This is a genomic window from Trinickia dabaoshanensis, from assembly GCF_002879885.1.
Lineage (GTDB): Bacteria > Pseudomonadota > Gammaproteobacteria > Burkholderiales > Burkholderiaceae > Trinickia > Trinickia dabaoshanensis.
Genome location: NZ_PNYA01000016.1, coordinates 35,754 through 52,901, shown reverse-complemented (window position 1 = coordinate 52,901; position 17,148 = coordinate 35,754). Strand labels below are relative to the sequence as shown.

Here is a 17,148-nt window from a genome sequence, read left to right as displayed (position 1 = left end):
AAAAGGAGGAGACATGAAGTATCACCATCGAGTCAGTCGCACGGTCGGCGCGGCGTTATGCATAGGATCGGCGGCACTGAGCCACCATGCCTTGGCCCAGTCGGCCGGTAGCACCACCGTGTCGGCGGGTTGGCTGCACGTCGCGCCTCAAGGCAACGCAACGCCTTTGGTCGTGCAGAGCGTGGGCGGAATCGAGGTCGATCGAGAAATGGCCGGTAGCGGGGCGCATGCGACGTCGACCGATACGATGGGGATCACGACCGAATACTACGTGACGGACCATATCGGCGCGGCCATGCTCTTCGGTTTGCCGCTGAAGGTGAACCTGGTGGGCGACGGCACGCTGCAGCAGTACGGCACCTTGGGCTCGACCCGGCCCATGCCGCCGGCGTTGGTGCTTCGATATCACTTGTTTGCCGCAGCAGCGAAGTTTCGTCCGTTCGTCGGGTTGGGCGTGAACTACACGTGGTTCACGCAAGTGCGGGCAACCAACAGCCAATTCATTACCGACAGCTTCGGCCCCGGCGGTTCGGCGCACGCGACGCTGAGCTCGTCGTGGAATCCGGTATTCGAGGTGGGCGCGAACTACGCAATCAGCAAGCACTGGTCTGTCGGCGCCACGCTCAATTACATCCCGGTGAAAACGAAGTTGACGCTATATGGGCAAACCGCCGCTGGAACGCAGATCGTGTCCAAATCGACGCTGCGGCTCTATCCGCTCAGTGCGTTCTTGAACGTCGCCTATACGTTTTAATGCCTGCTGGCCCGAATGATGAAACGACAGGCTCTCAAGACCATCCTTTTCGCGCTGCCCAAGGTGCTCGCCTTGACGGCGCGCCGTTTCCCCGTTTATCGCGACCGGCTAGGCGAGCGAAATCTCGTTGCCTGGATCGGGTTGATGGATGAAAGTATCGGCCGCGCGATCGAGATTAAAAACGGCCGCATTCGATCGCGCCGCGGCAAACCGTTGCGCCCGGACGTGCGCCTAGCCTTCAAGGATGTCGCCACGGCTTTGAAGTTCCTCTCGCCCGATCCGGACCAGGGCGAGATCATCCACGCCGCGAAGAACTTCAAGGTGATAGCCGAGGGTGAGGACGAGCTGCTGGTTTGGTTCATGCAAACGCTCGCCATGATGCAGACCGTGGGTCTGCCGATGGGCACGCCGATGCGTGACGGTACGTGCCGCTACACCACCTGCACCAACGGCGGGCCGCTGTTCGTCTACGTCAAGGATGGCCGCATCGTTCGCGTGACACCGATCGAATTCGACGATTCGGATGCCGCGAGCTGGGTGATCGAGGCACGCGGACGGCGTTTCGCTCCGCCGCGTCGTGCATTGGTGGCGCCGCACGCATTGACGCTCAAATCGCTCGTCTACTCGGACAAACGCATTCTTTATCCGATGAAGCGGGTCGACTTCGATCCCGATGGCGAACGCAATCCGCAGAACCGGGGGACATCCGGTTATGTGCGCATCACTTGGGATGAAGCGCTCGACATCGTGGCCAAGGAGATCAATCGACAAAAGCGCGTTCACGGACCCGGGTCGATTACGTTTCCTATGTCGTCCCACCATCAGTGGGGCAACGTGGGTTACTACCTGAGCGCGTTGACGCGCTTTTCCAACTTGATCGGCTTCACCCGCGTGGCCGCCAATCCGGATAGCTGGGAAGGGTGGTACTGGGGCGCCACGCATCACTTCGGCAATTCGATGCGCATCGGCGTGCCGGCGGGGTATGGCGGCGTGCAGGATGCCCTCGAGGAAGCCGAGATGATCGTGTTCTGGTCATGCGATCCCGAGAGTACCAATGGCGCTTATGCCGGCTTCGAGGGCACGCCGCGCCGCTTATGGGCAAAGGAACTGGGAATCGAGTTCGTCCATATCGACCCTCACTGCAACCCCACCGCCCAGTTGCTGGGCGGCCGCTGGATTCCGATTCGCCCGCAAACCGATGCCGCGTTGGCGACGGCGATCATGTATGTGTGGGCCATCGAGGGCTTGTACGACAAAGACTATGTGGCAACCCGGACGACGGGGTTCGATGCGTGGCGGGACTATCTGCTCGGCGAAACCGACGGCATCCCCAAGACGCCCGAGTGGCAAGAATCGGAAACAGGCGTGCCCGCAAAGGACGTTCGCGCGTTGGCTCGTCTCTGGGGCAACAAGAAGGTTCATCTTGCCGCGGGCATGACCGGCACTGGATTTGGCGGAGCCGGTCGCGGCGCGACCGGCGCGCAATGGGCGCGCTGCATGGTCATGATGATGGCCATGCAGGGATGGGGCAAACCGGGTGTGAACTTCGGCTGTCTCGAAGTCGGGGCGCCGCACGATCTGCATTTCTACTTCCCGGGCTACGCGGACGGCGGCATTTCCGGCGACCTCGCCTGGACGGGCAATGCGGTCAACAACTATCAGCGCATGCCGCACATCTTGACGATGAACCCGGTCAAGCAGATGGTGCCGCGGCAGCAATTGCCCGATGCCATCATCGATGGCCATGCCAAAGGCTATCTCTGGGACGGGATGTCCCAGGAGGCGCAATTCGCGCCGTTCGAATATCCCATGCCCGGTTACTCGCCGATTCACATGATCTATCGCTACGGCGGGTCGGCATTTAGCACCGTGACGAATTCGGGGCGCTGGACGCAGGCGTATCGGCATCCCAGCATCGAATGCGTCGTCAACCAGTCGGTCTGGATGGAGGGCGAGGCGCAGTTCGCCGACGTCATCCTGCCCGCATGTACCGCATTGGAGCGCTGGGATATCGGCGAGTGGGCGAATTCAGGCGGCTACGCGCACCATGGATTCGGGACGGTCAATCATCGTGTCATCACGCTGCAGCACAAGTGCATCGAACCGTTGGGGGAGTCGCGCTCCGACTACGACATTTTCACCGCGGTACTGACGCGGCTCGGCTTAGGCGGCGTGTTCACGGAAGGGGGCTCGGAGCTGAACTGGGTCAAGCGGGTGTTCGACTCGTCGGATCTGCCCGATCACGTGTCGTGGCGCGCTTTCTGCCGGAAGGGCTACTTCGTCGTGCCGCCCGAGAAGCCCGAGTTGCGTCATCCGGTCGACATGCGTTGGTTTGCGCAGGGTCGACGCAAGGACTTGCACGAGCCGCATCCGTTACCGTCCCAGTACGCGGAAAAATTCGGCGTCGGGTTGCAGACGCCGAGCGGTAAGTTCGAATTCGTGCCGGAATTGCTCAAGCGGCACACCGCCGACAACCCCGAGCGGCCGCCGCTGAATCGATACATTCCGTCGTGGGAGGGGCTGCGTTCGGAACTTGCCCGGCGTTATCCGTTGCAGTTGATCGCCACGCATAGCCGTTACAGCTTTCATACGCATTGCGACGGAAAAAATTCGGCGGTGAACAGCATCGAAGATCATCGCGCATTGATCGGTGGCCACCGCTTTTGGTTATTGAGGCTGAGCCCCATCGACGCCGCCACGCGCGGCATTGCTCATCGAGACCTCGTCAAAGTGCATAACGATCGCGGCGCCGTGATCTGCGCCGCCGACGTTTCCGCGCTCGTCAACGCGGGAGTGGTCAAGTCGTACGAGGCGAGCGCCGAATTCCAGCTTGTCGAGATCGAGGGCGAGCAGGTCGAAATCGGCGGATGCATGAATATCCTGACACCCGACCGGCCCCAAACGGCCGGCACCAGCAGCATGAGCCCGAACTCTTGTCTGGTCCAGGTGGAAAAGTGGCGAGGCGCCGACGCCTTCTTGCTCGGCCGCGCAGCGTGAGGATTTGAGAATGAACAAGTGGAACCTAATCGTTCATGTCGGGCGTTGCGAGAACTGTCAAAACTGCGTCATTGCCGCCCGCGATGAACACGTCGGCAATGACTTTCCGGGCTATGCGGCGCCGGCGGCCACGAGCGCCGAAAGCCCCATCCGCATCCTTCGTCGCGTCCAAGGGGGGGCGCATATGGTCGAGACCACTTATCTCCCGGTCATGTGCAATCACTGCGACGAAGCGCCGTGTATGCGAGTGGGCGGCGATGCCATTCGCAAGCGCGCCGACGGCATCGTCGTGATCGACCCGGAGAAGGCGCGGGGGCGAAAGGACATCGTGAAGGCGTGCCCCTATAAGGCGATCGTTTGGAACGACGAACTGAAATTGCCTCAGATCTGGGTCTTCGACGCTCACCTGCTCGATCAGGGGTGGCCGCATCCGCGTTGTCAGCAGTCGTGCCCGACCGAGGTGTTCGAAGCGGTAAAGCTCGACGACGCGGCGATGGCCGAGAGGGCGCGGCGCGAGGGGCTCAGAGTGCTCCAAGCGAAATTCGGCACGAAGCCGCGCGTGTGGTACAGCGCGCTCGATCGGTGGGAGACCTGCTTCATCGGCTTAAGCGTAAGCGCTCGCGTGGGCGGCGTGATCGAGTGCGTCGCCGGCGCCGTGGCCACGTTGTATCGCGGCGATAGCAAATTGGCGGAAACCGTTTCGGACGGTTTTGGCGATATCCGGTTTGGCGGCTTGGCAAAGGGCAGCGGCCGCTACCGGGTCGAGATCCGGCACGAGCAGGGGACTGCTTCGTGTGAATGCGAGTTGGACGACAGTGTTTACCTCGGCGAAGTCTGCCTGGCTCGTTCGACGAGTGGTGTGGAAAATCTAGCGCCATCGAAATAAACCATTAAACCGCAGCACACCACCCTCGATGTCGCCGGTCGGCAGGGGTTCAGTTTGCCTTTTCCAGGCCGTTATTACCTGAACAGGTGGCGAGGCTAGCCGAGCCATCGATCCGTTTTCCTCTGAGTTCATCTGAGGAAAGCGTTCGGATTGGCCTGCCACCATTGATGACCGCAAAAATTGGGGATAGACCTTAATGGTTTCGCAAATGGACCCGATCCGGTTTCCGGGATCGCTGGGATCAAGCACGATTTATACGGTGGTTCCAGGCGTCACGGTACGCATTTTTATGGTGGACCCCTCCCTACCGCTTTACAACGTGGTGTACGGCTCCCTCAAATTTTTTGCCGACCGAGATCAGGCGCAGCAACAGATCGAGGCATTGGTACGTGATGGCGCGCAGATGCCTGCTCCGAACTGGACCTGGAAGCTCGACGCGGGCTTCGATAAGTCGGTCGATGGACACGCGAAGAAGGGATGGACCGTCCAGTACGACGGTTAACCGGCTCCGACGAAACGGAACCATCGTTGGACTTGTCTGCCGACGTTGTGTGGCTTGAGAAATAGTGCCCCGCGACTGACGGGCTGATACATGAATAGGGACCTTGATGAGCAAGGAGATGAGGATTCTGGTGGTCGACGATTTTCCGACCATGCGGCGGATCGTACGAACCCTGCTGAAGGAACTCGGTTACAACAACATCGAAGAGGCGGAGGACGGGGCTGTCGCGCTTGGGAAACTACGCGCCGGCGGCTTCGATTTCGTGGTGTCGGACTGGAACATGCCAAACATGGATGGGCTTGAGATGCTGAAGTCGATCCGCGCCGATGCGACGCTGTCGGCGCTCCCGGTGCTGATGGTCACCGCCGAGGCGAAAAAGGAAAACGTCATTGCAGCTGCGCAGGCCGGAGCGAATGGATACGTCGTCAAGCCATTCACCGCTGCGACGCTCGACGAGAAGCTGAACAAGGTTCTCGAAAAGCTGGCGAACGTAGGGGGGTAGATTGGAGCACGATAACGCCTTCCTTCACGCGGCCGGACTCGAGTCGATAACGGCTGTGACTTCCTCGGACCGCATTCTCGCTCACGTCGGGCACCTGACCCGCACGCTGCTCGATTCGATGAGCGGCCTCGGCCTTGATCGGAAGATCGAGCACGCCGCGCAAGCCGTGCCTGACGCGCGGGATCGGCTGAGGTACGTCGTGACGATGATGGAACAAGCCGCGGAGCGTGTCCTCGCCGCTGTTGAACTGGCCACGCCGCTTCAGCAAACGCTGGAGCAGGAGGCCGTTGCGCTCGAGACGCGATGGTCCGGGTACTTCGATGCGGCGGGCGACCGAACGGACATACGCGAATTGATCAGCGACACGCACGCATTCGTGGGCAGGCGCGTTCCGGAAGCGAGTGCGGCAACCAACCAGCACTTGCTCGAGATTTTGATGGCCCAGGGTTTTCAGGATCTGACCGGTCAGGTCATCAAGAAGCTCATGGACATCGTGCTCTTGATCGAGCAGCAACTGCTCGCGGTGCTGCTCGAGCACATATCGCCTGAGCGACGCGAACAGTTTGCCGCGAACGCGGCTGCGTTAGCGAGTTCGAATTCGCCGGAAACACTGAAAAACGGCCCGCAAATCGATCCGGAAAACAAACCTGGCGTGATGCAAGGGCAAGCCGATGTCGACGATCTGCTTGCCAGTTTAGGGTTATGAAGCGGCCGCAAACATCCGGCACTTGCGCGGCCGAGGCCTATGTCGGGCCAAGGTGTTTGCCTTCGAGTGCGGCGTTGGACCATCGGCGTCAAATCCAGCGCAGCGCCTCTGCGATAACCGGCGTTGCGCCATGGCTGACGCATTCCCCATGGGCGATCAAAAGCTGCTCGGGCTGCCAATCCAATACCGTTTGACGTGCCGCGCGCGCCGCATCGCGTGACAGAAAGCTCAGCCGCCACTCGCGCGGCGTACTGCCGTGCTGTCCGACGAGGTTGTCCAGGCGCAGCAGCGCGCCTTTCCACCCGCTGGCTGCCGTCTCGGGAAAGCGTTGGATGAGGTCGCCGAAGATCGCCGTACGCGATGCGCGATGAAAGAACACGACTTCCTCCATCGCCAACGATCCGCGGAACACCACCTGATCGATGTCGTCCGCCCAGTGTGAGTCCGCTTTATCGCCGAGTTCGGCATCGAAGCGAAGCGCTTCGAGTTTTCGAGCCAGCCCGGGGGGCGCATACAGGCGCGCCTCAGGCCAACGACGATGCCATGCGGGCAACGCGAGATGATGCAGCTTATTGGGCGAGACGATGTGGCCGACCGGCCCGATCGCCTCGAGAGCGTCGGCCAACTCCTCGGTCAACTCGATCGGCGACCATACCCAAGCTTGCCCGGAAGAAAGCCGCGCAACCGCCATTCGGGTGGGATACGGGAAGCCGTAGAACGACACAGTCGGTCCATTGGCTACGTAGAGGTTGTGCCCGAACGGAGCAAGCATGATGGAGGGGAAAGAGACGGCCGCCGTGTGCCCCTGTTAAGTGTCGAGTTGGGGAATCGAGGCGTTGTGCCCCAACGAACTGAGCGCCATGCTACCGGCTCCGAAAGCCGTGTGGGGTGCCGCGTCGGATAGGCGATCGTGTCGCATCGGTTCGTCTGCGTCGCGCGACGAGGCGACGTCCCATCGTTGCTGCGCCGGTCTACCGCGCTTGCGATAAGAGAGTTTCATCGAACGGCGCGCGGCGAACCCCTCCGAATCGACGACGGTTTTTTCTTCGAGATGCGAGTCGACGGCATTCCATTGTGAATACTCGTCAACGACGCGATCGACAGGCGCACCCACGATGCCGCCAAAAAAAGTCGTCAGGATCACGACGACGGCGTGCGCTAGCTTGCCGAAATTCGGTTGGGTGTCCCCGTTTCTCATCATGCGCCCCCGTACGTGATGTCGTCCCTCGTCGACCGTCCCTCAAATCTCAGGTGGTATCCGGCGGGAGGCTGTATTGGCTCTCAGGCTTCGAATCGAAGGTTTCCATAATAAACAAGTCCGAGCCATTCGGAGTATCCCCTGGTTATGCGCATCGATCCGGCGGTCACCTAGTCAGCGGGCGCGCTGCCGTGCACCGATAGCGGCGAGCCGCCCTCGACACTCGACAACTCGACGATCTCCGCGGTGATCTGCTCTTGTCGCAATCGATGGTAGTCGGCCGTGAGGCGCTCCGAGGTGTCCTCGATATTGCGCCGGGCAGCGATCATCGCGCGCATGCGTGCCTCGTTTTCGGCGGCGAAAGACAGCACGATCGCTTCGCACACTTGGGTGTAAACATATTCCTCGGCGAGCCTTTCCAACAGTTGGCGCGCCGGAAGGTTGACGATCGGCGGGTACGGGCGCCTCGCCGGCTCGAATCGCCGGAAATCGAATGGCAGTAGAGAAGTCGTGACGACCGTGGCGCCGCTCTGGGGTTCGGGTGCCCCGTGCACGAGGGTAACGTGCGATACGTTGCCGTCTTGCAGGCGCTGATATAACGCGTCGATGACGCTGCCTGCAAGCTCCGGGACCGCGTCGGCGTGAACGACCATTTCGGCCGACCAACTCAGCGGATAACCGAATTCGCCGGCAACGCGCCGGGCTCGATCGCCGATCACGAAATATTCGATGTCGCCGGCCGCCGCCGTTTGCGCCGCCTGCATCACGCGTTGGTTGAACGTGCCGACGAATCCCTGCTCGGTGCCGATGACGATCCGGATCGCCGACCCGGTCGTTGGCGGCAACGTCGCGGGTTCTCGCTCGCCGGGTAGGGGGAGTGTCAGCGCGTCGGCGATAGCGGCCCCGATTTGGTCGGCGCATGCCCGGATGCCCGGAACGCGCGCGAGTGCTTCGCGGGTGCGTGCGGCCGAGATGCCGCGCATGGCGGTCACCACCGATGCGAGTTCACCGACCGTGCCCAGACGCGCTTGAACCTCGCCAAGCTGATTGCTCATCGGCTAATCCTGAATGACGGCAGGCCGCGGCACGAGGTCCCGCACGATTCGAACGAGCATCGATCGATCGTCGGGCGACAGTTCGGCGCCGGCCCGCAAGGATGGGCCCAGCTTGGCCGCGACGCCGGTGGCGTCGAGGCGGGCGGGCAGCGCATCGCGTACCGCCGCGACGTCCCTGGGTGCGCAAGCGTCGAACGCGCCTTCGGAGAGCGCCAGAAGCAGCGCTATTTCTCCGGCTGGTCTAAGCGGCGCGAACCGCGGCTGCGCAATCAAAGCCCGGATGCGCTCGCCACGAGCGATTTGCGCCTTCACGCGGGCGTCGTTTAAGCCGCCGAACCGGGTGAACATCTCCAGTTCGAGAAACTGCGCGTAATCGAGCCGTAATCTCCCCGACGCGGCACGCAACGCCGCGGTTTGCGCCTTACCGCCGACCCGGCTCACGCTGAGCCCGACATCGATGGCGGGGCGCTGGTTCGCAGCGAACAAGTGCGCGTCCAACACGATTTGCCCATCGGCAATCGAAATCAGATTCGTGGGGATGTAGGCGGCTAGGTTTCCCGCGTCGGTTTCCGCGATCGGCATGGCCGTCAGCGAGCCGCCGCCGCGCTCGGGGGAGAGCTTGGCCGCGCGTTCGAGAAGCCGCGCGTGCAGGTAGAAGATGTCGCCCGGGTAAGCCTCGCGCCCGGGCGGCGCGCGCGTGAGCAGCGAAAGCTCGCGGTGCGTGGCCGCATGCTTGGTCAAATCGTCGACGACGACGAGTGCATGCTCGCCGCGATCCCTAAAGTACTCGGCGATGCTGAACCCCGCAAACGGCGCGATCCATTGGAGCCCGGGGGGATCGGCCGCCGACGCGACGACGAACACGCATCGTTCGGGCGCGCCGTGCTTCCGGACGGCGTCGATCACGCGCTCGACGGCTGTCGCGCGTTGGCCGATCGCCACGTACACGCAAACGACATCGGAATGCTTCTGATTGACGATCGTATCGATTGCAATCGACGTCTTCCCGGTGGCGCGATCGCCGATGATCAGCTCGCGCTGCCCCCGCCCGATCGCAAACAAAGCATCGATGAGCAAGATGCCGGTTTCGACGGGTTCGCTGACGAGCGCGCGTTCGATGATCGCCGGAGCAGGGCGCTCGATTGGAAGCGATGCCGTGCATGCAACGGGTTGGCCGCGATCGAGCGGTCTGCCGAGCGGGTCGACGATGCGCCCGAGCATGTTCGGGCCGACGGGCACCTCGACCACGCGTCCCGTTCCCGAAACGCGGGCGCCCGCCGCGATACCTTCGCCGCTATCGAGCAGCACGCAACTCAGCACATCGATATCGAGTTCGAGCGCGAAGCCGTACTGGCCGCCCTCGAATTGCAGCAGCTCGTTCAGGCGCACGTGCGGCAGTCCACTGACTCGAGCGATGCCGTCCGCAACGTGTTCGACGCGTCCGACGACCTCCGCTTGCGGCGCAAGGCGCAGCTTGTCCAGCGCGGCTCTGCCGCGAGCGAGCCAAGCGTCTTCGCCTCGATCGCGGGCGTCAATCGTGGTCATGGGACAGCAGTTCTGCTTTGAGTGTTTCTAAATCGTGTCGAAAGCTGTTTCGCACGACGACATGCGGCGCGACGAGTTCGAGGCCTGCGATCAAGCCAGGATCGACCTCGGGTTGCCATTGCGTCTCGCGGCCTATTGCATCGGCGAGCGCGGCGCGGCATTGGGCGAATTCATCATCCCTCAGCGGCCGCGGGATCATCAAATGCAATGGGTCGGACTGCCCGCCGAGCTGCCGGCGCACGTCATCCGGTAGTGCGCTTACCGCATCGGCGAGCGGACCGACGAATCCCTCGACGAGCGCGCTCGAAGGCAGCCGGGAAAGCAGACGAGAAGCGATTTCGACTGCAAACTCGGTCGCTCGCGCCGCATTCTCGCGCGCCGCTTTCTCCCGCATCCGCTCGATTTCGTCCGCGGCCGAGGCGCGCATCGCGTCCGCTTCGGTCCGAGCGGCAGCGGCTTGGGACGCTCTGAGCTGTTCGGCCTCGCTCGTTATTTCGCCTAGCCGCTGCAGCCTGACGGCATCCAGTGCGGCCGTTTGCTCGGCAGCTTGCTTGCGCTCGCGTTCGGCAGCCTCGCGCGCCGCGGCCGCGTCTTGCATCAACGCGGCGGCGGCCTGTTGGCGCTGCGCCATGATCTTGGAAACCGGCTTGAACAAAAAGCGCGACAACAGCCACACGAGCACCAGCACGTTGACGGTCTGGAAGGCGAGTGTCCACCAGTCGATCCGCATATCGAGCGGCCTATTTCGCGAACGGGTTGGCGAACAGGACGAGCAGGGCGATGACGAGGCAATAAATCGCCATCGTCTCGATCATCGCGAGACCGACGAACAACGTGCGCGAGATGGTGCCGGCCGATTCGGGCTGACGGGCCAACGCGTCCATCGCGGCCGCGACGGCTCGCCCCTCGGCCAATGCGGGGCCGATTGCGCCGAACGAGACGGCGATCGCTGCCGCGACGATGCTCGTCAGTTGGATCCAGTTGGTCATGATGCTCCTTGTCGCGGATGCGGCGCTGTTTCGCCTCGATCGCCGAGTGCCGCGCCGATGAATACCGCGGCGAGCACCGTGAATATGTAGGCCTGAACCGCGCCTGTAAGCAGGTCGAGCGCCATCAGGGGAATCGGCACGAGCAAGCCGGCCAGGGACAGGACGATACCGATCACGAACACGCCGCTCATGACGTTGCCGAACAGGCGAACCACCAATGAGAATGTACGCGTGATTTGTTCGATCAAATTGAGCGGGATCATGATCCATGTCGGCTCGGCGAACGTTGCGAGGTAGCGAACCATGCCGCGTTCGCGGATGCCGCAAACGATGCTCGACCCCAGTACCACGGCGGCTAGGGCAGCGTCGGTTTCCAAGTGCGCGGTGGGCGGCTCCACGCCGGGAATCATGCCCGACCAATTGCAGACAAGGATGATGACGAACAGCGTTCCGATCAGGGGCCGGTAAGGCGCCGGATCGGTCTGCATCGTGTCCCGGATCTGATCGTCGAGCGAGGTCACGAGCAGCTCCAACAACACCTGAAATTTCGTGGGAATCAGTGCGAGACGCCTTTGCGCCCACCAGGCGCCGCCGACGATGGCGATCATGATGATCCACGTCGTCACCACTGGCGCCGAGATCGATACGAAGCCGATGCGCAGCAACGGCTCGGTGGCGAGCGGGGAATGAATCACGGCGCGTGCCTCGAGAAGCGCACCGCCACATGGCGGGCGATGACCACCCCGCCAAGCCCGGCGAGCAGCGCTGCGGGTCCGAGGCGCGCTAGACCGTAGAGGACGAGGCCGAGCGCACCGAATCGAACCATTTGTAAGGCGATCGCGACGCCGATGGCGTGACGCGCGTAGGAGCGCGCGTTCATATGCAGCGTGCCGAAATACGCGGCCCCGGCGCCGCATCCGACAACGGCGCCGGCGGCGATCTGAGCGGCAATCGATGATGCCGAGACGATCGTCATGGTTCAGTCCTTCATTGTTTGGCGGTGCATCCAGCGCCATGCGAGCCACAAACCGAGCGCCGCGCCGGCCATCAGCAAAGGCGCGGAAAAGAACACACCGGTGCCGAAACGGCGATCGAGCCAATGGCCGAACCACAAAGCGAGCAGGGTGGGGATGACGACCATCCAACCGAGAATGCCGATCTGTCCGAGCCTGACGCCGAGCGAGGGTTCCGGTACCTCCTTTGCCCGTTGGTCGCGACGCACTGCCTGCCGAACGGTGTGCTCGAGAAGACGGGCGCCGCGATCGGGGACCGGGCCGTTGGTGCCGGGCTTGTCGGGCGGTGCTTGCCGATGCTCATCGCCCATGTCCATCACCCAGGCTCGCACCGTCCGTGCGTCCGGCCATGTCTGGCTGACGCGGCCGCAGGTACGTCAAGATCTGACGAATCGCTCGCGCATTCAGGCGGGTCTGCTCGACTCGCGCTCGGCGTACCGCGTCGGCGCGGGCTTCCTTCGTTGCGAGCACGCGCGCTTCGAGTGTCTCGAGCGCATCGCCGAGCTCGCCTTCGCGACACGCTATCCCGACATAATTTCCCTCGACGACGCGCAGAACGCCGCGACTGACCGCGCAAAACCGCACGCGGCCGTCGGCGGTGCGCCAACGCACTACGCAGGGCGCCAGCACGGTCAAAAAGTCCGCGTGGCCGGGCAGGATGCCGAAGCTCCCGGTCATGTCTTCCGCGCGCAATGCGACGACGTCCGGACAATCGACCAACATCTCGGCGGGCGTCGCGATCGTCAATCGAAGCGTTTCGCTCATGTCGCGCCTCGTTCGAGCGCACGCGCCTCGTCCAACGTGCCGACCATATAGAGCGACTTCTCGTGCCACGAATCGCATTCGCCGTCGAGGATGGCCTTGCATCCGGCGAGTGTGTCGGCGACCGCGACGGAGCGCCCGGGGACGCCGGTGAAGGCCTCGGTGACGGCAAACGGCTGCGTGAGAAATCGTTGCAGCTTGCGCGCCCGGCCGGCGATACGGCGGTCTTCCGCTGCCAACTCTTCGATACCGAGCAACGAGATGACGTCTTGCAACTCGCGGTAGTGTTCGATGGTGCGCCGCACCTCGGTTGCGATCGCGACGTGCTCTGCTCCGACGACGAGCGGGTCGAGCAAAATCGACGACGACGCGATCGGGTCGATGGCCGGATACATGCCCTCGGCGGCCATCGCTCGCGAGAGGACGATCATGCTGTCGACATGCGCGGCAATCGTCGTGACCGCCGGGTCCGTAAAGTCGTCCGCCGGCACGTAGACGGCTTCGATGGCCGTGATCGACACGCTGTCGACCGAGACGATGCGTTCTTGCAGAGCGGCCACTTCGGTTGCCAGGGTCGGTTGATAACCGACGCGCGAGGGCAGACGCCCCAGCAGGCCCGACACTTCGGCGCCTGCCTGGACGAACCGAAAGACGTTGTCCATGAGCAGCAAAACGTCCTGGCGCCGTTCGTCGCGAAAGTATTCGGCGATGGTCAATGCCGTCAACGGCACGCGCCAGCGGGCGCCGGGCGGCTCGTTCATTTGGCCGTATACGAGCACGGTTCGCGCGAGTACCCCCGAATCGTGCATGTCCAGCAGCAATTCGTGCCCCTCCCTCGACCGTTCGCCCACGCCGGCGAACACCGATATGCCGTGGTAGTGCTCGACCATTGCGTGGATCAGTTCCATGACGAGAACCGTCTTGCCGACGCCCGCGCCACCGAACATCGCGGCTTTGCCGCCGCGGGCCAGCGGGGCAAGCAGGTCGATGACCTTGATGCCGGTCGTGAAGATACCCGTCGCGGCGTCCTGCGCCGATAAAGCCGGAGGCTGCTTGTGAATGGGACGTCGCGGGACGTCGGCGGCAACCGCTTCGCCGCGATCGCCCGGCGTGCCCATCGCATCGATGAGACGCCCCAGCATGGATTCGCCTACCGGAACGGCGATGGGTTCGCCCGATGCCTGCGCCCGCGCGCCTCTCGATAGTCCGCTCGTCGACTGCATGGCAAGCGCCCGCACGGTTCGGTCATCGAGATGCGCTTGCACTTCGGCGATGATCGCTGGGCCCGGTTCGTTTTCAATCGAAAGCGAAGTGTCCAAAGGCGGAAGCGCACCGGCTGCGAACGTCAGGTCGACGACCGCTCCACGCACGGCAACGACTTTGCCCCGAAGAGTGGAATTATTGTCCGGAGCGCTGATCGATTCGGCTTGCATGAGTCGTCGCTCGTACTCGTGCCACGGTTGAAAGGTCTGCGAAACATTCGAATATGTATCGCAATACGCTTTACGCCGAGTTGATCGTGATCAAGCGAGTTCGTGGATTCAGCGCGACTATGCAACGCTTATCGCGGGCGCGTATTGCGCTCGATGGCCATGACTGTTAGCAGCAACGTCAGCGTTGCGGCAATGCCGAGCAGTGTGCCCATCGCATTACGATAGCCGGCGAGTTGTTCCGCGGCGCGCTTTTGGGCGTCGGCGATTTCGGTGACGCGGTCGATAGCCATGCGCGCATATTCGCTCATGGCGGCGGCGACATAGCGCTGTCGGTTGTCCCACTCCCACGAGGCCGTGTGCTCGTTTGCTGCGTTGATTACCTTGGTCAAGCCCGCGACGAAATCGCGACGATCGCGCGCGGGAATATCATCGAGCCATGCGTTTAAAATCCGTTGGCTCGTCGCGTCGCGGGTCAAGACCGCCACCAGCGGTTTGGGGATTTGAATGCCGGCGGCGTTGGGCACTTCGTAACCGGGGCCTGCTGCGCTCGAAGAGCCATCGTTCTCCGATTGCGTACCGGGTATATCGGCGAGGACGGTGGCGACCGATACGGGTACGATGTCCTTCGCCTGGTTGCCCCCGGCACCACGCGCAATCATGCTGATTCCGACGAATAGCATTGAAACGATCGCACCAACGAGCAGCACCCGGCACACCATTGCCGCGATACTGAAAAACACGTGCCTCTCGGCGTTTGCAGTCATTTTTGGGTCCCCGTTTATTCGTTCGCCGCACCCGGGTGGCCGTCATAAGCCGATGAAGTAGACGCTTACGTCGACATCGCTGGCCCACGCGCGAACATCCTCGATGTCGGCGAACTCCAGCGCTTCCCCCTGGTGGAGGCAGCAAAAGCCATCCGCCGTTCCGTATGCGATCACCCACTCGGGCTCACGCTCTTGCTCGATAGCATTGTGCACGGCAGCCTTGACTGCAGTCCAATGCAGTGTGCTGTCGACCCAGTGACGAGCTTTGTCCACCCATTCGATATGCCTCATCCGACGCTCCTCGTTTCAGCAATTACCGCGCGTCTGTCAGTGCTTACCCGGAAAGATCCTGATGCTGCTCGCGACGGAATCGGCGACGTGCTCCTTCGCTATGACGCCCAGCACGCGCACAGGTGAGTCGGGATCGTCCCGCTCCACGACTACCGCCATGGCCGCGTTTTGCTTCCAAAGCCGTGAGATGACTCTAAAGGCGATTTCATGCTGCGTCACGACGATGAAATTGCGCTGAGCCAATTCCGCGAGCGTGATATCGGATTCCGCCTGATTCACTGCGCGCCGCAGCCCGATATTGATGCGTAACACGCCGAAGATTCTGTCATCCCTCGTGACGACGACATGACGAAACGATAGGCCCTCGGAGCGCGGCAGGATCTCGCGAAACGGTGTGGCTCGATCCAGTACCAGCACGTCGGTTTCCATGACCTGTCCCGCCTCCTGGACGAGGAACATATTGGCGTGGAGCGCATTCGGAATGGCATGTCCCCGGCGACGAAGCTTGAGCGTATAGATGCTCTCCGCCGACAGCAGGCGGCGCACGCCTAGGCTCACTGCGACTGCAATGATCATCGGCAACACGATGTCGTAGTCGCGCGTCATTTCGAAGATCATGGCGACTGCCGTCATGGCCGCCCCGGTACCGCCGCCCACCATGGCGCCCATGCCGACCATCGCGAAAGCCGGTGCGCTGATGGGAGCGCCGGGCACGGCCGCCGAGATGAGGGACGCAATCGCGGCGCCAAGCATGGCGCCGATGAACAGTGATGGGGAGAACACGCCTCCCGACGAACCTGATCCGAGACTAACCGATGTAGCAAACAGCTTGCTTACGGCCAGTAGCAGCAGGAACGCCCCGCCTTGCAATTGGCCATATAGCGTTGCTTGGATCGACGCGTAGCCTACGCCCTCCACGTAGTAGTGGCCGGCGTTGCGCCACAAGACATACATCAGCACCCCGACGAGTAGCATCCCCGAAGCGTGTCGCAGGTAGCGGTTCGGCATGCGGTCGAAGGCATCTTCGGCCCAATGCAGCGTGCGTATCAGTGCTGCGGCCGCAACGCCCGTCAGTGCGCCGAGCACCGCGTAAAGCGCTAGGGTCAGTACGCTGCTCAACTGGCTGGGGATGGCGCCGAGTTGCGCGGGAACCTGGAATGCGGCCTCCTCTCCGAAGAACAGGCGACCGATGAACGTCGCAGTGCCGGTCGCGAGCACGACGGGCAAGAATGTGTCCACGCTGATCTCGGGCATCATCAGCTCGGTCGCGAACAACACCCCGCCGATAGGCGTGTTGAAGGTCGCTGCAATGCCGGCGCCCGCGCCGGCAGCCTCCTTTCGCCTCGGGGGCAAAGTTCTCGACGATCCAGGTGACGAGCAACCCGCCTACCACCGGGACGAGGATGACAAGTGCTCCCCAGGGTGACGCCGGTGTGAAATGGCTAGCGTCGTACGCAAGCGAGACTTGGCGAAGAAAAAGCAGGTTGTGGACGAATCCGATCAACGCTCTGAACACGACCGCGCCAAGACCTGTAATGCATCCGACAGCTAGTGCGAGCATGAGCAGCCAAAACAAACCGAGCGGTTCGGGCGATTCGTCGTCCGAGGGCGCTGCCGGAACGGGTTGAATGGGCGCGACGCGTATTTGGCGCCGGGTGCCGTGGGTCGCTTCGTTGGGATTGGTTGACTCGCCCGTCATGATTTGACGCCTCCGTCGCGCACGTTCGCCCCGTAGGAGGGGGCTTTCCATA

General features: G+C 62.6%; 19 protein-coding genes and 1 pseudogene. 6 read left to right on the top strand and 14 right to left on the bottom strand.

Features of this window, described 5'->3' with window-relative positions; translation table 11 throughout:
* The first annotated feature begins 13 nt into the window (after positions 1-13).
* The 6 genes from C0Z18_RS17865 to cheZ all read left to right on the top strand — a co-directional run bounded on the left by C0Z18_RS17865 (position 14) and on the right by cheZ (position 6,347).
* A complete protein-coding gene (locus C0Z18_RS17865; protein WP_102646761.1) occupies positions 14-754 on the top strand; it encodes an OmpW/AlkL family protein in 741 nt (246 codons plus the stop codon).
* Between the two features lie 18 nt (positions 755-772).
* Complete coding sequence (locus C0Z18_RS17860) at positions 773-3,751, top strand: molybdopterin-dependent oxidoreductase (RefSeq protein WP_102646838.1); 2,979 nt, start codon at positions 773-775, stop codon at positions 3,749-3,751.
* A gap of 10 nt (positions 3,752-3,761) precedes the next feature.
* Positions 3,762-4,637 (top strand): 4Fe-4S dicluster domain-containing protein, encoded by an 876-nt coding sequence (locus C0Z18_RS17855; protein ID WP_102646760.1) that lies wholly within the window; start codon positions 3,762-3,764, stop codon positions 4,635-4,637.
* Positions 4,638-4,845: 208 nt separating this feature from the next.
* Positions 4,846-5,139, top strand: a complete 294-nt coding sequence (locus tag C0Z18_RS17850) for a hypothetical protein (protein WP_158244257.1) — start codon at positions 4,846-4,848, stop codon at positions 5,137-5,139.
* 106 nt (positions 5,140-5,245) lie between these two features.
* Entirely contained in the window at positions 5,246-5,641 is a 396-nt protein-coding gene (gene cheY, locus C0Z18_RS17845) for a chemotaxis response regulator CheY (RefSeq protein ID WP_102646758.1), read from the top strand.
* A 55-nt stretch (positions 5,642-5,696) separates the two neighbouring features.
* Positions 5,697-6,347 (top strand): protein phosphatase CheZ, encoded by a 651-nt coding sequence (cheZ, locus tag C0Z18_RS17840; protein ID WP_233217370.1) that lies wholly within the window; start codon positions 5,697-5,699, stop codon positions 6,345-6,347.
* A gap of 88 nt (positions 6,348-6,435) precedes the next feature.
* On the opposite strand, the gene C0Z18_RS17835 is transcribed toward cheZ, so the two are convergent.
* The 14 genes and pseudogenes from C0Z18_RS17835 to C0Z18_RS17770 all read right to left on the bottom strand — a co-directional run bounded on the left by C0Z18_RS17835 (position 6,436) and on the right by C0Z18_RS17770 (position 16,750).
* Complete coding sequence (locus C0Z18_RS17835; protein ID WP_102646756.1) at positions 6,436-7,119, bottom strand: DUF4336 domain-containing protein; 684 nt, start codon at positions 7,117-7,119, stop codon at positions 6,436-6,438.
* Positions 7,120-7,155: 36 nt separating this feature from the next.
* On the bottom strand, positions 7,156-7,548 hold the full coding sequence (locus C0Z18_RS17830) for a hypothetical protein (RefSeq protein ID WP_102646755.1): 393 nt from the start codon (positions 7,546-7,548) through the stop codon (positions 7,156-7,158).
* Between the two features lie 167 nt (positions 7,549-7,715).
* Positions 7,716-8,600 carry a F0F1 ATP synthase subunit gamma gene (locus tag C0Z18_RS17825; RefSeq protein WP_102646754.1) on the bottom strand — a complete coding sequence of 295 codons (885 nt, stop codon included), beginning with the start codon at positions 8,598-8,600 and terminating at the stop codon, positions 7,716-7,718.
* Positions 8,601-8,624: 24 nt separating this feature from the next.
* Positions 8,625-10,145 (bottom strand): annotated as a pseudogene (locus C0Z18_RS17820) (F0F1 ATP synthase subunit alpha); the annotation flags it as partial.
* On the bottom strand, positions 10,132-10,875 hold the full coding sequence (locus tag C0Z18_RS17815; protein ID WP_102646752.1) for a F0F1 ATP synthase subunit B family protein: 744 nt from the start codon (positions 10,873-10,875) through the stop codon (positions 10,132-10,134). The pseudogene C0Z18_RS17820 and the gene C0Z18_RS17815, both read right to left, overlap by 14 nt.
* 10 nt (positions 10,876-10,885) lie before the next feature.
* Entirely contained in the window at positions 10,886-11,134 is a 249-nt protein-coding gene (locus tag C0Z18_RS17810) for a F0F1 ATP synthase subunit C (protein ID WP_102646751.1), read from the bottom strand.
* Complete coding sequence (locus C0Z18_RS17805; RefSeq protein WP_102646750.1) at positions 11,131-11,829, bottom strand: F0F1 ATP synthase subunit A; 699 nt, start codon at positions 11,827-11,829, stop codon at positions 11,131-11,133. Before C0Z18_RS17805 ends, C0Z18_RS17810 begins: the two co-directional genes overlap by 4 nt.
* Positions 11,826-12,110: an N-ATPase subunit AtpR gene (locus C0Z18_RS17800; protein WP_102646749.1), complete on the bottom strand. Its 285-nt coding sequence runs from the start codon at positions 12,108-12,110 to the stop codon at positions 11,826-11,828. The genes C0Z18_RS17805 and C0Z18_RS17800 overlap by 4 nt, the downstream gene beginning before the upstream one ends.
* Before the next feature lie 3 nt (positions 12,111-12,113).
* Positions 12,114-12,464, bottom strand: coding sequence for an AtpZ/AtpI family protein (locus tag C0Z18_RS17795; protein ID WP_233217369.1), 351 nt, complete (start codon positions 12,462-12,464; stop codon positions 12,114-12,116).
* Entirely contained in the window at positions 12,448-12,912 is a 465-nt protein-coding gene (locus C0Z18_RS17790) for a F0F1 ATP synthase subunit epsilon (protein ID WP_102646747.1), read from the bottom strand. The genes C0Z18_RS17795 and C0Z18_RS17790 overlap by 17 nt, the downstream gene beginning before the upstream one ends.
* Positions 12,909-14,342: a F0F1 ATP synthase subunit beta gene (gene atpD / locus C0Z18_RS17785; protein WP_102646746.1), complete on the bottom strand. Its 1,434-nt coding sequence runs from the start codon at positions 14,340-14,342 to the stop codon at positions 12,909-12,911. Before atpD ends, C0Z18_RS17790 begins: the two co-directional genes overlap by 4 nt.
* Positions 14,343-14,470: 128 nt before the next feature.
* Positions 14,471-15,106 carry a hypothetical protein gene (locus C0Z18_RS17780; protein WP_102646745.1) on the bottom strand — a complete coding sequence of 212 codons (636 nt, stop codon included), beginning with the start codon at positions 15,104-15,106 and terminating at the stop codon, positions 14,471-14,473.
* Positions 15,107-15,148: 42 nt separating this feature from the next.
* The gene (locus C0Z18_RS17775; protein WP_102646744.1) at positions 15,149-15,397 is read right to left on the bottom strand and encodes a hypothetical protein; all 249 of its coding nucleotides are present in this window, start codon (positions 15,395-15,397) and stop codon (positions 15,149-15,151) included.
* A 36-nt stretch (positions 15,398-15,433) separates the two neighbouring features.
* Positions 15,434-16,750 carry a chloride channel protein gene (locus C0Z18_RS17770; RefSeq protein WP_233217368.1) on the bottom strand — a complete coding sequence of 439 codons (1,317 nt, stop codon included), beginning with the start codon at positions 16,748-16,750 and terminating at the stop codon, positions 15,434-15,436.
* Between the last annotated feature and the right edge of the window lie 398 nt (positions 16,751-17,148).

Bases quoted from the DNA above. Each gene is read 5' to 3' on its own strand.
- C0Z18_RS17830 (WP_102646755.1), bottom strand. From the start codon at position 7,548: ATGATGAGAAACGGGGACACCCAACCGAATTTCGGCAAGCTAGCGCAC.
- atpD (WP_102646746.1), bottom strand. From the start codon at position 14,342: ATGCAAGCCGAATCGATCAGCGCTCCGGACAATAATTCCACTCTTCGG.
- C0Z18_RS17780 (WP_102646745.1), bottom strand. From the start codon at position 15,106: ATGACTGCAAACGCCGAGAGGCACGTGTTTTTCAGTATCGCGGCAATG.
- C0Z18_RS17850 (WP_158244257.1), top strand. From the start codon at position 4,846: ATGGACCCGATCCGGTTTCCGGGATCGCTGGGATCAAGCACGATTTAT.
- C0Z18_RS17775 (WP_102646744.1), bottom strand. From the start codon at position 15,397: ATGAGGCATATCGAATGGGTGGACAAAGCTCGTCACTGGGTCGACAGC.
- C0Z18_RS17795 (WP_233217369.1), bottom strand. From the start codon at position 12,464: ATGGACATGGGCGATGAGCATCGGCAAGCACCGCCCGACAAGCCCGGC.
- C0Z18_RS17815 (WP_102646752.1), bottom strand. From the start codon at position 10,875: ATGCGGATCGACTGGTGGACACTCGCCTTCCAGACCGTCAACGTGCTG.
- C0Z18_RS17825 (WP_102646754.1), bottom strand. From the start codon at position 8,600: ATGAGCAATCAGCTTGGCGAGGTTCAAGCGCGTCTGGGCACGGTCGGT.
- C0Z18_RS17800 (WP_102646749.1), bottom strand. From the start codon at position 12,110: ATGACGATCGTCTCGGCATCATCGATTGCCGCTCAGATCGCCGCCGGC.
- C0Z18_RS17790 (WP_102646747.1), bottom strand. From the start codon at position 12,912: ATGAGCGAAACGCTTCGATTGACGATCGCGACGCCCGCCGAGATGTTG.
- cheY (WP_102646758.1), top strand. From the start codon at position 5,246: ATGAGCAAGGAGATGAGGATTCTGGTGGTCGACGATTTTCCGACCATG.
- C0Z18_RS17810 (WP_102646751.1), bottom strand. From the start codon at position 11,134: ATGACCAACTGGATCCAACTGACGAGCATCGTCGCGGCAGCGATCGCC.
- C0Z18_RS17835 (WP_102646756.1), bottom strand. From the start codon at position 7,119: ATGCTTGCTCCGTTCGGGCACAACCTCTACGTAGCCAATGGACCGACT.
- C0Z18_RS17860 (WP_102646838.1), top strand. From the start codon at position 773: ATGAAACGACAGGCTCTCAAGACCATCCTTTTCGCGCTGCCCAAGGTG.
- C0Z18_RS17855 (WP_102646760.1), top strand. From the start codon at position 3,762: ATGAACAAGTGGAACCTAATCGTTCATGTCGGGCGTTGCGAGAACTGT.
- C0Z18_RS17865 (WP_102646761.1), top strand. From the start codon at position 14: ATGAAGTATCACCATCGAGTCAGTCGCACGGTCGGCGCGGCGTTATGC.